The 13,366-nt window shown below is 67.6% G+C and carries 13 protein-coding genes and 2 pseudogenes; 5 read left to right on the forward strand and 10 right to left on the reverse strand.

Translation table 11 applies throughout. The features are described from left to right. Positions 1-34: 34 nt before the first annotated feature. From hpt to dacB, 4 genes are all read right to left on the reverse strand, one after another. Positions 35-586, reverse strand: coding sequence for a hypoxanthine phosphoribosyltransferase (gene hpt, locus J7I85_RS22930; protein ID WP_190605665.1), 552 nt, complete (start codon positions 584-586; stop codon positions 35-37). A gap of 29 nt (positions 587-615) precedes the next feature. Continuing rightward, a complete protein-coding gene (gene tilS / locus J7I85_RS22935; protein WP_214857783.1) occupies positions 616-1,665 on the reverse strand; it encodes a tRNA lysidine(34) synthetase TilS in 1,050 nt (349 codons plus the stop codon). A gap of 144 nt (positions 1,666-1,809) precedes the next feature. Further along, positions 1,810-2,928 carry a zinc-dependent metalloprotease gene (locus J7I85_RS22940; protein WP_214857721.1) on the reverse strand — a complete coding sequence of 373 codons (1,119 nt, stop codon included), beginning with the start codon at positions 2,926-2,928 and terminating at the stop codon, positions 1,810-1,812. A gap of 92 nt (positions 2,929-3,020) precedes the next feature. Beyond that, a complete protein-coding gene (gene dacB / locus J7I85_RS22945; RefSeq protein ID WP_214857723.1) occupies positions 3,021-4,526 on the reverse strand; it encodes a D-alanyl-D-alanine carboxypeptidase/D-alanyl-D-alanine-endopeptidase in 1,506 nt (501 codons plus the stop codon). A 154-nt stretch (positions 4,527-4,680) separates the two neighbouring features. On the opposite strand from dacB, the gene J7I85_RS22950 reads away from it, so the two are divergent. Next, on the forward strand, positions 4,681-5,169 hold the full coding sequence (locus J7I85_RS22950) for an inorganic diphosphatase (RefSeq protein WP_078027434.1): 489 nt from the start codon (positions 4,681-4,683) through the stop codon (positions 5,167-5,169). 207 nt (positions 5,170-5,376) lie between these two features. Then, positions 5,377-5,976: a hypothetical protein gene (locus J7I85_RS22955; protein WP_214857725.1), complete on the forward strand. Its 600-nt coding sequence runs from the start codon at positions 5,377-5,379 to the stop codon at positions 5,974-5,976. 76 nt (positions 5,977-6,052) lie between these two features. Here J7I85_RS22955 and J7I85_RS22960 read toward each other — a convergent pair whose 3' ends face one another. Beyond that, positions 6,053-6,898, reverse strand: coding sequence for an HAD family hydrolase (locus tag J7I85_RS22960; protein WP_214857727.1), 846 nt, complete (start codon positions 6,896-6,898; stop codon positions 6,053-6,055). 125 nt (positions 6,899-7,023) lie between these two features. Next, positions 7,024-8,304: a serine--tRNA ligase gene (gene serS, locus J7I85_RS22965; RefSeq protein WP_214857729.1), complete on the reverse strand. Its 1,281-nt coding sequence runs from the start codon at positions 8,302-8,304 to the stop codon at positions 7,024-7,026. Between the two features lie 55 nt (positions 8,305-8,359). On the opposite strand from serS, the pseudogene J7I85_RS22970 reads away from it, so the two are divergent. Beyond that, positions 8,360-9,406: pseudogene (locus tag J7I85_RS22970) on the forward strand (diacylglycerol kinase family protein); the annotation flags it as partial. Further along, positions 9,393-9,452, forward strand: a pseudogene (locus J7I85_RS26065) (hypothetical protein); the annotation flags it as partial. The pseudogenes J7I85_RS22970 and J7I85_RS26065, both read left to right, overlap by 14 nt. On the opposite strand, the gene J7I85_RS22975 reads toward J7I85_RS26065, so the two are convergent. The 3 genes from J7I85_RS22975 to J7I85_RS22985 form a co-directional block, all read right to left on the reverse strand. Further along, entirely contained in the window at positions 9,449-9,664 is a 216-nt protein-coding gene (locus J7I85_RS22975) for a hypothetical protein (protein WP_214857733.1), read from the reverse strand. The pseudogene J7I85_RS26065 and the gene J7I85_RS22975 sit on opposite strands and share 4 nt — an antisense overlap. A gap of 92 nt (positions 9,665-9,756) precedes the next feature. Further along, positions 9,757-10,737 carry a prephenate dehydratase gene (gene pheA, locus J7I85_RS22980; RefSeq protein ID WP_214857735.1) on the reverse strand — a complete coding sequence of 327 codons (981 nt, stop codon included), beginning with the start codon at positions 10,735-10,737 and terminating at the stop codon, positions 9,757-9,759. A 56-nt stretch (positions 10,738-10,793) separates the two neighbouring features. Continuing rightward, positions 10,794-11,120, reverse strand: coding sequence for a rhodanese-like domain-containing protein (locus J7I85_RS22985; RefSeq protein WP_214857737.1), 327 nt, complete (start codon positions 11,118-11,120; stop codon positions 10,794-10,796). A 140-nt stretch (positions 11,121-11,260) separates the two neighbouring features. Here J7I85_RS22985 and J7I85_RS22990 point away from each other — a divergent pair, with 140 nt between their 5' ends. Next, positions 11,261-12,706, forward strand: a complete 1,446-nt coding sequence (locus J7I85_RS22990) for an amidase (protein WP_214857785.1) — start codon at positions 11,261-11,263, stop codon at positions 12,704-12,706. Positions 12,707-12,745: 39 nt separating this feature from the next. Here J7I85_RS22990 and J7I85_RS22995 read toward each other — a convergent pair whose 3' ends face one another. Beyond that, the gene (locus tag J7I85_RS22995; protein WP_214857741.1) at positions 12,746-13,300 is read right to left on the reverse strand and encodes a DUF4190 domain-containing protein; all 555 of its coding nucleotides are present in this window, start codon (positions 13,298-13,300) and stop codon (positions 12,746-12,748) included. Between the last annotated feature and the right edge of the window lie 66 nt (positions 13,301-13,366).

The raw sequence follows: 13,366 nt of genomic DNA on the forward strand, positions 1-13,366 counted from the left end.
TACAGGAATGCGGGCCGGCTTGCGCGGCAGGCGTTTACTCGTAGACGTGCGGGGCGAGGGTGCCCACAAAGTCCAGGTTGCGGTACTTTTCGGCGTAGTCCAGGCCATAGCCCACCACGAACTCGTTGGGGATGTCGTAGCCGACGTACTTGACGTCGATCTCCACCTTGGCGGCGGTGGGCTTGCGGAAGGCGGCGCAGATTTCCACCGAGGCGGTGCCGCGGGATTCGAGGTTGGTCTTCAGCCAGGACAGCGTGAGGCCGGAGTCGATGATGTCCTCAACGATGAGCACGTCCTTGCCCATCAGGTCCGTGTCGAGGTCCTTGAGGATACGCACCACGCCGGAGGACTGCGTGCCGGAGCCATAGGAGGAAACAGCCATCCAGTCCATGGAAACGTGGCTGTGGAGTGCCCGCGCGAGGTCAGCCATCACCATGACAGCGCCCTTCAGCACACCGACGATGAGCAGGTCGCGCCCTTCGTAGTCCTTGTCGATCTGGGCCGCGAGCTCGGTGATGCGCTGCTGGATCTGTTCCTTGGTGTAGAGAACGTGCTTGAGGTCTGCCTGGACGTCGGATGAATCCACCAATTGCTCCTGTGTAGATGCGGGTGCGACTATTTGCGGGACGGTTTATGAAGCCAGAATACAAGCTTCCCACAGCGGGCGGCCTCGCGGGGAACGCCCTCCGCCCCGCCCTGCCCCCGGGCGCGCTCCCGGTCCTGCAGCTCGGCAAGCGAAAGACGGAACACGCTGACCCCGCCGGGCAGTTCCACGGGACCGGCCGAGCCCTTCCGCCGCAGCAGTGCTTCCGCCGCCAAAAGGCGCTGATAACTGGGCTGTTGGCCGCCGACGCCGGCAGCCGCCTTTGCGATCACCCGGAACCTGATGGCCGGGGCCAGTTCAGTCAGGGCAGCCTCCGGGAGGCTGGCGTCCGGGCCGTCGTGCTCAACGAGCGAGGTGTACGTGCTGTTGGCCACGTCCTCCAGATAGTCGGCATCCAGCTGCAGGATGGCGGCCGTGCGTGCCAGGGATTCGGCCACCCCCGGGCCGAGTTTTTCCTCCAGCACCGGCATGACCTCCACCCTGGTCCGCGAGCGGGCGAAGGCGGGATCGGCGTTGCTGGGGTCGTGCCAAGCGTCTAGCTCCTCTGCACGGCAAATGTCCAGGGTGTCTGCCCTGCGCAGGCCAAGGAACGGCCGGAGCAGCTTCCCCCGCGAAGGGCGCATCCCGGCCAGGGACCGTGTGCCCGAGCCGCGGGCCAGGCCCAGCAGCACCTGCTCCGCCTGGTCGTCGAGCGTGTGCCCCAGGAGGACGGCACCGGCCCCCCACTCCCCCGCCGCCGCGTCGAGCGCGGCGTGGCGGGCATCGCGGGCTGCGGCTTCCGGTCCGAAACCGGTGGAGGCGACATCGACCGTGCGGATCTGCACCGGGTCCAGGCCGAGCTCCCGCAGGGCCTCAGCGGTTCTAGCGGCAACATCGGAGGAACCGGCCTGCAGTTGGTGGTCCACGACCACCGCGCCGACGGCAACCGGCCGGCCGTCAACGTGGCCGCGCCGGGCGAAGTAGGCGGCCACAGCGGCCAGGGCCAGGGAATCGGGGCCCCCGCTGCAGGCCACCAGGACCCGTTCCGGGTAACCCGCTTCAGCCAGGGCAGCCTGCAGCATTCTCCGTGCCGTGCCGAGAACCGGAGCCAGCCGGCCCGGCCGCCGCCTGCCGCGGGGAACCGGCTTTTCGGCGGGAGGGCCGCTGGGAACAGGTCCGCCGGGAACAGGGCCGCCAGCAGTGTTGGGGAGGTGCTGCACGGAAACCTAGAAACCCATCCTGTCGAGCCAGATCCTGGAGTTGTGGATCTCCTCCTCGGTGGGCAGGTTCGCCGGAGCCTCCCAGACCCGGTTAAAGCCGTCCATCCCGGCCACGTCCACCACGGCCCGGACGAACTTGGCGCCGTCGCTGTACTGCTTCATCTTGGCGTCGAGGCCCAGCAGGCTGCGGATAAATTTCTCGATGACTCCCCGGTCCTTGCCGCGGGCGTTGAACCGCTGCCGGATGGTCTTCACGGACGGGACGATGCTGGCGTCCACGGCGTCCATCACCACGTTGGCGTGGCCTTCGAGCAGGCTCATGACCGCCGTGAGGTGGGACAGCGAGGCCTTCTCCTCGGGGTCCTGCAGGAGATCAAGGATGGCGCCGCGGCCCGGAGTGGACCCGGAGGCGGCGCGGTCCTTAAGCGAGCGTGCGGCTGCTGAAGCGCGTTCCATCAGGGAGTCCACGTTGCCCAGCAGGTGCCCACTGAGGTTGTCGATCTCGTTCAGCATGTGGTGCCGGAGCCAGGGTGCCGCGGCGAACTGCACCCGGTGCGTCTGCTCATGCAGGCACACCCAGAGCCGGAAATCCGTGGGATTGACATTAAGCTCACGCTCTACGGCGATGATGTTGGGCGCGACGAGCAGCAGGCGGCCGCCCGACGGCGCGTGCGATCCTTCGGCGAGGGCAGCGAAAGGATCGTACTGGCCCAGGACCTTGCTGGAGAGGAATGCCAGCACGGCGCCGAGCTGGCCGCCGGTGATGGCGCCGCTGACGGTGGCGGCTCCGGGGCTGACGGTGCCGCGGCGGCTCTCCAGCATCTTTTCGATGGCGGGCTTCAGCATCACCGCGAAGCTCTGCGTGTTGGCCTTTGCCCAGGAGGCGCGGTCCACCACCAGGACTGATGAGTCACGGAGATCGCGTGCGGCTTCCAGCCCGGTGATCTTGTGAACGTGTGCAACGGAGGCATCCGCCAGCTCGCGCAGCTGGGAGACGGCGTCCCCGATCTCGGCGGCAGTCAGCGACGGACCCGGCGGAGCCAGCCGTGCTGCGGCGGACGCGGCAAGGTCCCAGTTGATGAGGGCCTGGGCCGGGGCGGATGACTGGCTTGCAGTGGACTCCATACGCTCCATCAGAACATACACGCCCGTCAGCGCGCCTTAAGTTCGCTGACCGGCGAACCGGCACGGGACTGCCGCGGAAGCCGGAGGCAGCCCTAGCTGCAGCCGCAGCCAGCCAGCGCCGTGGCCGCCGTGTCCAGGGCCGGCTTGTTGCCCTCGGCTCCCGGTGTCAGCCCGTTGCCAATGAAGGAGAACACCAGGAGCCGGCCGTCGGCGTCCACCACGTACCCGCTCAGCGCGATGACAGTGTTCAGGGTTCCCGTTTTGGCCCGCACCAGGCCGGCGCCCTCGGCCGTTGACTCGTCGATATATCTGTCGCCGAGCGTGCCCGTCAGCCCCGCCACCGGGAACCCCGCCAGCGCGGCCCTGAGCCGGGTGTCGGTGCCGTTGGTGATGGCGCGCACCACTTCCGAGAACTGGCGGGCGGATACCTGGTTGGCAAGGGCCAGGCCGGAAACGTCGGCCGCGACCATCCCTTCCGTGGGAATGCCCAGGCCGGAGAGCTGCCCCAGAACGGCGGCCCTGGCGGAGTCATTGGTCGCCGGCTGGCCACCCGCCACCGCGGTCATGCGGCCAAGGGTTTCGGCGAGGTAGTTGTCCGAGGTCTGGAGCATGAGGTCCACCTGCTGGCTGACCGTCGCAGACTGCACTTCGGCGAGGACTTTCGCGTCCGCCGTCGGCTTTCCGTCAAGACGTACGACGGCGGGTGCCACCGTGAGGCCCGCGGCCGCACCGGCCGCTTTAAGGCTGGCAGCGAACGCCTCCCCCGCGGCGATGGCGGAGTCCTGCGGCCGGGGTGCCGTGGTGTCTGCAGGATCAAACCGTGCCGCGTTCAGGGCGAGCGGAAACAGCGGGGCAGTCTCGCCGGCGGCAACGTCATCCGGGCTCCAGGCCGGGTTCAGCGCCGGCCCGGTGAAGAGGGAATCATCCACAAGCACTTGGACCTGCCCCTTGAAACCGCCCTTCCGCAGTGAGTCCGCAGTCAGTTTGGCCAGCGTGCCGAGCCCGGCATGGCCCAGGACTTTGTCCTCGGCAGATTCGCCGGCACCGAGCAGGACGTCGCCGCCGCCCACCAGCACCACGGACCTCGTGGCGGCAGCAGCACCCGGTGTTGCCGCTGCAGCCGGTTCGGCGACCACCCTGGTGCTGAACCGTTCCTCGGGGCCGATCCCCCGCAAAGCGGCCACGGCGGTGAGGAGCTTCATGTTGGAGGCGGGGATCCTAGTGGCGGCGCCTTCCCGGTCATAGAGGACCTTGCCGGTGGCGGCGTCCTGGACCACGGCCGTGAAGGAGCCACCGCCGTCGGTCTTGAGGACGGGATCCAGCCGGGCCGCCACGCCTGCGGGAACCGGCACCGGCGCCGCGTAGCTGAGCGGGTCGATGCCCTGCGGCACGGACAGGCGTTCCGGGACCAGCTGCCAGGCGGGGGTCTGGGCAGGCTGGGCCGTGGACCGGGCCGGGCCGGTCAGCGCGGGCGAAATGAGCAGCCCCGCGGGAAGGGCCAGCGCCAGGAGGAGCACCGTGAGCAGGAGCGTAGGCCAGTTCCGGACCACTGTGGAAAGCCTGCCGCGGCCGCTCGCCGTGCCCCTGGTGCCGCTCATGCTGCTGGTCCTCAAAGTCCTGAAATTACCCCATTAGTTCCTGAAACCTGGGCCTCTCGCTATATCCTCAATAGTAGTCGGCGGCACCGACAGTCCATTTTTGGTTGATCATCGCGTGTGCCGCGAACACCAAGCAATCGTCGAGGAGCATTCCATGAAGCATGACGTGACCATCGAGATCCCCAAGGGATCGCGCGTCAAGTACGAAGTCGACCACGAGACCGGCCGAGTCCGCCTGGACCGTGTCCTCTTCACTTCCATGCAGTACCCCACCCACTACGGCTTCTTCGAGAACACGCTCGGCGAAGACGGCGACCCGCTGGACGCACTGGTGCTCCTGCAGGACTTCGATCTGCACCCGGGCGTCATCGTCGAAGCCCGTCCGATCGGCGTCTTCAACATGACCGACGACGGCGGCGGAGACGCCAAGGTCCTCTGCGTTCCGGCCGACCCGCGGTTCGACCACATCCAGGAAATCAGCGATGTCAGCGAGTTCCTGATCAAGGAGATCGAGCACTTCTTCACCCGTTACAAGGACCTGGAGCCCGGCAAGTGGGTCAAGGCCGAAGGTTGGGCCGACCGCGCCGCTGCCGAAGCCGAACTTGAGGCTTCCATCAAGCGTTACGTGCCCGCAGCACACTGACTTTACTTCCGACGGCGGTCGGTGCGGTTCCTAGCGAACGGCACCAGCCCCACCGCCTCCCTAGCCTCGCTGCGCTCGCCCAGGGAACCCTGGCGGCGTGGGCCCAGCCGTCGTTGTTTTCTACTGTTCGCCCCACCGTGAGATCCGTAACGTCCCGTAGGCTCCCAGCTTGCCTCGGGCTTGCCACCCGGTAGTCTGATGTCCACCATGTTCACGCTGACTATCAATCAAACAGACAGCCGGCGCGACGGCGACCGGGTCCCGCATCTCCTCAAGGACCTACGGCATATCCCTGCGCGACTGGACTTTGACCGCTCTGTGGAGGACGAGGTGCAGGGCATCGTGGATTGCCCGCATCAGGCGGTGGATGCCGCCCTGATCGCGCTTCGCTGCGGGAGCTGGTATGTGGGGATCGGCGTGGGCCCGGTAAACGAGCCGCTGCCGAACCAGATCAAGGACGCCAGCGGGCACGGCCTCATCTACGCCCGCCGTGCCGTGGATCGCCTCCGCAACAGCAAAGAGCGCATCCCTGTGGCCGTGGAGGGTCCCCTGACGGAGGTCGCGGCGGAGTCCGAGTCGGTTCTTCGCCTGCTCGGCCACATAGTCCGGGACAGGAGCGACGCCGAGTGGCGCGTGCTTGACCTGATGACCCCGGGGGTACGCGGCCAGCAGAAGACCGTGGCCGCCGAACTCGGCATCACGTCCCAGGCGGTCAGCAAGGCTGTGGCGAGGTCGCAGTGGAACGAGGAGCACGCAGCCCGGCCGGCAGCGGCCAGGCTCCTCTCGATGATCCTCGACGTACGGTAAACCGGCCCAGTGCGATAACCCGGCCCAGTGCGATTAAACCGGCCCCGACAGGGGGCCGGCCGTTACAGGGAACTCCTTACAAAAGGCCGCGCAGCACGTGGGCTGCGCCGTCGTCGTATACCGATTTGGTGACCTCGTCCGCGGCGGCGACCACTTCCTCCGGAGCCTGTCCCATGGCCACCCCGCGGCCCGCCCAGGTGAGCATCTCGATGTCGTTGCGGCCGTCGCCGATGGCAACCGTGGCGGCCGGATCGACGCCGAGGCGGCTGCGGAGATTCTCCAGTGCGCTGGCCTTGGTGACGCCGGCCGCGGCGATATCCAGCCACGCGGTCCAGCCGACGGAATAGGTCACACCGGCAAGGCCGATGTGTTCGATGGCTTCATTGAACTCCTCCGGCGTGTTCTCCGCGCTGAAGACGACGACGCGGACGGCCGTGGCCTCGAGCATGGTCTGGAAGTCAACGCCTATGGCCTCGACACCGAAGCTTGCGTCCTGGAAGCGCTCGGTGGAGAGGAAGTTCCCGTCCTCATCCTCCAGCGCATATTTCGCTGCCGGCAGGCGCTTGCGGAGGGCGCGGAGCGCCGGGCCGGGATCAAAGGTGGCCTTGTGGATGATGTCGTAGCCGTTGGGCAGCCCGGGGTCCAGGCGCAGTGTCACGCCGCCGTTGCAGCAGACGGCGTAACCGCGGTCCAGGCCGATCTGTTCGATGATCGGGAGCGTGGCGTTGAGCGAACGCCCGGTGGCGATCATTACCTCGTGCCCGACCGCGACCACCGCTTGTGCGGCCTCGCGGACTGGAGCGGACATGTGGCCATCGTGGTCGACCAGAGTGCCGTCCACGTCCAGGGCGATCATGAGTTTCTGTTGCGGTTTTGGCCGGTCATCGGTGCCGGCGGCTGAGGATTCAGTCAGTGTAGTCATGCTTCCTAGTAGACCAGACGCCCCTGATACCAGCTAGGACGCAGACCACAGCAGCGTATGAACAGCGGGTAAATACCCACAGGTTATCCCCCGTGTGAGTATTTACCCGCTGGGCGGAGTTCCGGTTAGAGAACCGGGAAAACCTGGAGTCCGCCGAGGTACTTCTGCAGGGCCGCGGGCACGTTGACCGAGCCGTCGGCGTTCTGGTGGTGTTCCAGGAGGGCGACGATCCAGCGCGTGGTTGCCAGCGTGCCGTTGAGTGTGGCCACAGCGCGGGTGCCCTTGGGGCTGCCGTCCTCGGTGAACACGCGCTCACGGATGTTGAGGCGGCGCGCCTGGAAGGTGGTGCAGTTGGACGTGGAGGTCAGCTCGCGGTACGCGCCCTGGGTAGGGACCCAGGCTTCGCAGTCGAACTTGCGGGCCGCGGACATGCCGAGGTCGCCGGCGGCGGTGTCGATCACACGGTAGGGCAGCTCGCACTTGGCCAGCATCTGCTCTTCCCAGGCCAGCAGGCGCTCATGTTCGGCTGCGGCCTCTTCCGCCGTGGTGTAGATGAACATCTCCACCTTGTTGAACTGGTGGACGCGGATGATCCCGCGGGTGTCCTTGCCGTGCGAGCCGGCCTCACGGCGGTAGCAGGAGCTTTGGCCGGCGAAACGGATGGGGCCGGTGGAGAGATCCAGGATCTCGTCCGCGTGGTACCCGGCGAGCGGCACCTCGGAGGTGCCCACCAGGTAAAGGTCGTCCTCGGCGAGACGGTAGATCTCGGCGTCGTGCTTTACGTCGAATCCGGTGCCCTGCATGGTCTCGGGGCGGACAAGCGTGGGGGTGATCATGGGGATGAAACCGGCCTCGATGGCCTGTTCCATGGCCATCTGCAGCAGGGCCATTTCCAGCCGGGCACCCACGCCGCGGAGGAAGTAGAAGCGTGCCCCAGAGACCTTCGCGCCGCGCTCCATGTCTATCGCGCCGATCAGCTCGCCGATTTCGAGGTGGTCGCGGGGCTCGAAGTCAGGGAATTCGCGCGGCGTGCCCACGGTCTTGACCACAACGTAGTCGTCCTCGCCCCCTGCCGGCACGCCGTCTTCAATGAGGTTGGGGATGGTGCGCAGCAGTTCTTCCTGCTTGGCCTGCGCTGCGTCGGCCTCGGCCGAGGCAGCCTTCACCGCACCCGCAAGTTCGCGGACTTCGGCGAGCAACGCCTGCTTTTCCTCGCCCTTGGCCTGCGCCACCTTCTTGCCGAACACGTTCTGTTCGGCGCGGAGGTTCTCGAAGCTGATGAGTGCTGTGCGGCGCGCGGCGTCTGCGTCGATGATCGCGTCCACCAGGGTTTCGTCCGCACCGCGGGCGCGCTGGCTGGCGCGGAACTTGTCCGGATTTTCGCTGAGGTCTTTTACGTCGATCACCAGACAAGGGTATCGAATCTGCGGGACACTCCGGGCGGGATAGTGTTGGAGCACCATGAGCGACCTGCTTCTTTACGTCCTGATCGCTGCAGCCCTGGCCTTCGCCGTCTCCAGCTGGTGGGGCGTGCGCAAGCTGAAGGCCCTGCATGTCCGCAGCGCCGTGGGGGAAGTGGCCCACGAACACGGCCTGGAACGCCAGCGCGTCGCCGTCATCCTCAACCCCATCAAGGCCAAGGCCGATGAAGCCCGCGCCACCATCCAGCGCGCCTGCCTGACTGCCGGCTGGGAGGAACCCCGCTTCTTCGAAACGACGGTGGAGGACCCGGGCCACTCGCAGGTCCGGGCTGCGCTGGAGTACGGGGCCGACGTCGTTCTTGTGGGCGGCGGCGACGGTACCGTGCGCGTGGCGGCTGAGGCCCTTGCGCACACCGGGGTGGCCATGGGCCTGATCCCCCTCGGCACCGGCAACCTGCTGGCCCGCAACGTGGACCTGAACGTCTACGACCTGCACGGCAACGTCCAGACGGCGCTTTTCGGCCACCAGCGGTTCATCGACACGGCGCGGATGGAAATCGAGAACTCGATAACCGGCCACTCCTCAAGCCACTCGTTCCTCGTCATGGCCGGCATCGGCATGGACGCCGAGGTGGTGGGTGACACGAACGATGGCCTCAAGCGCGCGGTCGGCTGGCTTGCCTACACGGAAGCAGGAGTCCGCCATCTTCCCGGGCGCAGGAAGAAGGTGGCCATCTCCCTGGATGACCAGCCTGACCAGTCGAGGAAGATCCGCAGCGTCCTGTTTGCCAATTGCGGCCTGGTGCCGGGCGGCATCGATCTCATCCCGCAGGCCATGATCGACGACGGGATGCTGGACGTGGTGGTCATGAGCCCCCGCAGCGCCGTGGGCTGGCTGGCGATGTACGCCAAGATCCTGTTCAAGCACAAGCGGCATCTGCCCGTCATGAGCGTGTACCGCTCCGGCAAGGTGGTCATCAGGTGCCCGGAACCCATGCCCACCCAGCTCGACGGCGACACGTCGGGGAACGCCACGAAGGTGACGGTCCAGGTGGAGCCAGGATCTCTGCTGGTGCGGGTCAGGGAAGAAACCGCGCGCCTGGGAACGCCCGGCTAGGCTGACTGCGCCCTAGGCTGACTGCGCGGAGCCGGCGTGCTTGGCGGCCTCGGCAGCGGCCTTAGCGGCTGCCCGGGCCTCGGACTGTTCGCGGATCATGGCCTGCTCCTCTTCAAAGCGCAGGCGGTCCGCACGGTCGGCCTCGTCCCCGTCCCAGTCCTGGTTCTCAGCCGTGGGCTTGGGATTGACGATCATTCCCTGGCCGTCATTGTCATTCTTGTCCGACATGACCCGCTCCTTTCGTTGGGGCCATCCCTTTGTTGATCAAGCAAGCATACGCACAGCAACAGAGGCAGGGAAGTGCCCCGAGGGGCATTTATCTACGCTGACGGCGAAGCTGCCACCGGCAACTCCGAGCCCAGGGGTCCGCCGCCGAGTATCCCTTTGACCCATGCATGCGCAGCCTGGAATGCCTCGTCGGACGTGTGCTCCGGCACCACGGGCGCCTGCGCATCGGCACGGCCATAGGAACCGAGGAACCGCGTGGCGGGGCTGATGCGGTGCAGGCCGGCGAGGGCGTCGGCCACCCGCGCATCGCCCACGTGTCCGTCGGCGTCGATGCTGAAGAAGTAGTGCCCCAGGTACTGCCCGGTGGGCCGGGACTCGATGCGGCTCAGGTTGACGCCGCGGGTGGCGAACTGGTCCAGGATTTCCATCAGGGCACCCGGCCGGTCCTCGGGAAGTGGCACCACGACCGTCGTCTTGTCCGCGCCGGTCGGGGCCGGCAGGATGCCCGGACGGCTGACCAGGATGAACCGGGTCACGGCGCCGGGATTGTCACCGATGTTCTCGGCCAGCACGTGCAGCCCCGGCTGCTCCGCGGCGACTATGGGCGCGCAGATGGCGGCGTCGTAGTGCGCGTCGTCCTCCAGCAGCCCCATGGCAGCAGCGGCCGTGGAGGAACCGGGAATGTATTCGGCGCCGGGAATATGATCGTCCACCCAAAGCCGGCACTGTGCCCAGGCGTGCCCGTGAGTGGAGATCCGGCGGATCTGGGAAAGTTCGACGCCGGGCCTCGCTACCAGCACGAAGCTGATGGGCACGAGGGCCTCCCGGATGATCCGCAGTTCCTGTCCGGTGGCAATGGCGTCCAGGGTGGCCGTGACGCCGCCCTCCACCGAGTTCTCGATGGGCACCATCGCAGCATCGGCCGATCCGTCCCGCACCCTGTCCAGCGCCGCGTTGACGTTGGAGGACGGGATGCGCACGGCTTCGGCAGCATCCGGAACCTGCAGGAGCGCCGCCTCCGTGAACGTGCCCTCGGGGCCGAGGAAGGTGTAGGTGCGGCGGGCGGCGGGCATGGGTATTCCTTTGCGGGTATGGGAAGGGCAGAGCGACGGCGGGTCGGCGGACCGGCCTACAGAACCACGGGCTTGAGGCCGTTGTCGGACACCAGTGGCTTGCCGGATTCCAGCCACTGGTCCATGCCGCCGGCCACGTTGACCGCCGTGTAGCCCTGGCCCACTAGCCACTGGGCTGCGCGGAAGGAACGCCCGCCGGTCCGGCAGATGACATACAGGTCCTCGTCCGGGTTGAGGTCGTCCAGCTTGCCGGGCAGCTGGTCTAGGGGGATGTGCAGGGCACCTTCAGCGTGCCCGGCTACCCATTCGTAGTCCTCCCGCACGTCCAGGATGGTGGCGTCCGCGGGGACGTTCTTCACGGTGACGGTATCGAAGTCGCTCATGGGAGTCCTCTCCTTGGCCTCAAGCTCTCAGTTCCAGCGTATCGCCAGCGCAGCACCCCGTACCCTTCGGCCGGCACAGGTTACGCTGGTCCGAAGCCCGCGAGCCGCCGCAAAGGAGCACAGTGTCCGCCCCAAACCGCCTGGCTGACATCCACCACCTGCCGGCAGTGCAACTGAGGGCAGCGCTGCGTTCCGGAGAGCTCTCCGCCCGCGAAGTCACGGCCCATTTCCTGGCGCGGATCGAGGAATCGAACCCGAGGCTGGGGGCCTTCATCACCGCGACCGGGCCGAGGGCGATGGCCGAGGCCGCCGCCGCAGACGCTCTGTTCGCCCGGCGTCACCCGGACCAGCCGCTCCCGCCGCTGCACGGGATGCCGGTCGCCTTCAAGGACCTCACCGATGTTGCCGGGGTGGTCACCACCCACGGCAGCGCAGCGCTGGACCGCCGTCCGGCACCGGCCGACGGCGCCCTCGCCGCGGCTCTCCGGGGCGCCGGTGCCATCTCCCTCGGCAAGACGCAGGTTCCTGAGTTCGGGCTGACGGCCTACAGCGAAAACCGCATCGCACCGCCGTCGCGCAATCCGTACGCTCTGAGCAGGAGCTCGGGCGGTTCCTCCGGCGGCAGCGCCGCTGCCGTGGCGGCGGGACTGGTGCCGTTCGTGCCCGGGACCGACGGCGGCGGGTCGATCCGGATCCCGGCGGCGGCATGCGGCCTTCTTGGCCTGAAACCCGGCAGGGGCGTTGTCCGCGCGGGTGAAAGCAGCGGGGATCCCGCGGGGCTGGTGGTGGCCGGACCGCTGGCGCGCTCTGCGGCCGATGCCGCGCTGCTGCTGGATGTCCTGGCCCCTAACGGCCCGGCCCCGAACAGCGCGGGAAACCCGGACGGAGCGGGTTACCTGGATGCCGTGGACCGAGCGCCTGCTTCGCTGCGGATCGGTGTCAGCCTGGACAGCCCATGGGGCGGGATCTTCCCGTTCACTCCGGATCCGGAGGCACTGGACGCGCTGGACGCCGGCGTCCGGCTGCTCACCGGTGCCGGGCACGACGTCGCCGAGGCTGAGATCCGGTACGACAACCGTTACCCCGACGCGTTCACCACCGCTTGGACGGCAGGAGTGGGTGCGGCCCGGATCGCGCCGCACCGCGAGGCCCTGCTAACGCCGCTGACGCGCACATTCCGGCGGCGCGCGCAGCAGCGGAGCGCCGCCAAACTCAACGAATGCCTCGCGTTCCTGCGGCAATTCGAGCGCGACACTCTGGCGCAGTACTCAGCCTGGGACCTGATCCTGACGCCTGCACTGGCCCAGACACCGCGCCCGGTGGGCTGGTTCACCGGGTCGGGGCACGGGGACGGCCGGTGGCCCTCCCCGGAATGGGCGGGCGACGCCGACGGCGACTACCGCAGGCAGTGCGAGTTCGCGCCATGGTCATCCATGGTCAACGTGTGCGGCCTTCCGGCCGTCAGTATCCCCGTGCACTGGACCGGGGGCATTCCGGGAGAGGGGCTGCCGATGGGCATCCAGCTGATTGGCCGGCCCGGCTCGGAGTCGCTGCTCCTGCAGGTGGCAGCCCAGCTGGGGTTCTGAGCGCATCCTCGGGCTCCCGTTGCCCGCGCTAGCCTTCGTTCAGATAGTGCTGGACGTGCTCGCGACGCTCGCCAGGATGGCCAGCCCCACAATCGCAAGGACCGTCAGGGCGAGGCCGAGATACCCCATCACCAGACCGGCAATGGCGAAGCCGCGGCCTGACGGTTCACGCCGCAGCGCCATGTGGCCCAGGATCACGGCGGCCAACTGCGGCAGTAAGAAGACCCCGAAGCCGAGGTAAACGGCGATGCCACAGCACAGGCTGGCAATGCTGAGGCCCTTCGGCTGGGGCGCTGCACCGTAGTACGACGGCTGGCCGTACGGGCTGGAATACTGCTGATTATATTGCTGGCCATATTGTTGCCCGTACTGCTGGCCATACTGCTGGCTGTAGGGGCTCACCGGCTGGCCGTAGGCACCGCCGGCGCCCGCGTCACTGTGCTGCCCGCCAACCTGCTGGCCAGGCGGGGTATACAGCGGCGGGTTGTACAACGGCGGGGCCGGAATGTCCGAACCCTGCTGTTGACCGAACGGCGGTTGCTGGTGGGTGTCCGGTTTCGGCTCGTCGCCGGTTCCGGGACGCTGCTCTGTCATGGAAATCCCCTCATCCTGTCCTCAACAGAACATTACCGCTGTCCCCGGACATTTATGCCGGGGATT

The sequence above is a fragment of the Arthrobacter sp. ISL-65 genome (assembly GCF_018613795.1).
In the GTDB taxonomy this organism is placed as follows: Bacteria; Actinomycetota; Actinomycetes; order Actinomycetales; family Micrococcaceae; genus Arthrobacter.

Excerpts from the sequence above, each read along its gene's own strand:
- tilS (WP_214857783.1), bottom strand. The coding sequence starts at position 1,665 with ATGCTGCAGGCTGCCCTGGCTGAAGCGGGTTACCCGGAACGGGTCCTG.
- J7I85_RS22940 (WP_214857721.1), bottom strand. The coding sequence starts at position 2,928 with ATGGAGTCCACTGCAAGCCAGTCATCCGCCCCGGCCCAGGCCCTCATC.
- dacB (WP_214857723.1), bottom strand. The coding sequence starts at position 4,526 with ATGAGCGGCACCAGGGGCACGGCGAGCGGCCGCGGCAGGCTTTCCACA.
- J7I85_RS22950 (WP_078027434.1), top strand. The coding sequence starts at position 4,681 with ATGAAGCATGACGTGACCATCGAGATCCCCAAGGGATCGCGCGTCAAG.
- J7I85_RS22955 (WP_214857725.1), top strand. The coding sequence starts at position 5,377 with ATGTTCACGCTGACTATCAATCAAACAGACAGCCGGCGCGACGGCGAC.
- J7I85_RS22960 (WP_214857727.1), bottom strand. The coding sequence starts at position 6,898 with ATGACTACACTGACTGAATCCTCAGCCGCCGGCACCGATGACCGGCCA.
- J7I85_RS22975 (WP_214857733.1), bottom strand. The coding sequence starts at position 9,664 with ATGTCGGACAAGAATGACAATGACGGCCAGGGAATGATCGTCAATCCC.
- pheA (WP_214857735.1), bottom strand. The coding sequence starts at position 10,737 with ATGCCCGCCGCCCGCCGCACCTACACCTTCCTCGGCCCCGAGGGCACG.
- J7I85_RS22985 (WP_214857737.1), bottom strand. The coding sequence starts at position 11,120 with ATGAGCGACTTCGATACCGTCACCGTGAAGAACGTCCCCGCGGACGCC.
- J7I85_RS22995 (WP_214857741.1), bottom strand. The coding sequence starts at position 13,300 with ATGACAGAGCAGCGTCCCGGAACCGGCGACGAGCCGAAACCGGACACC.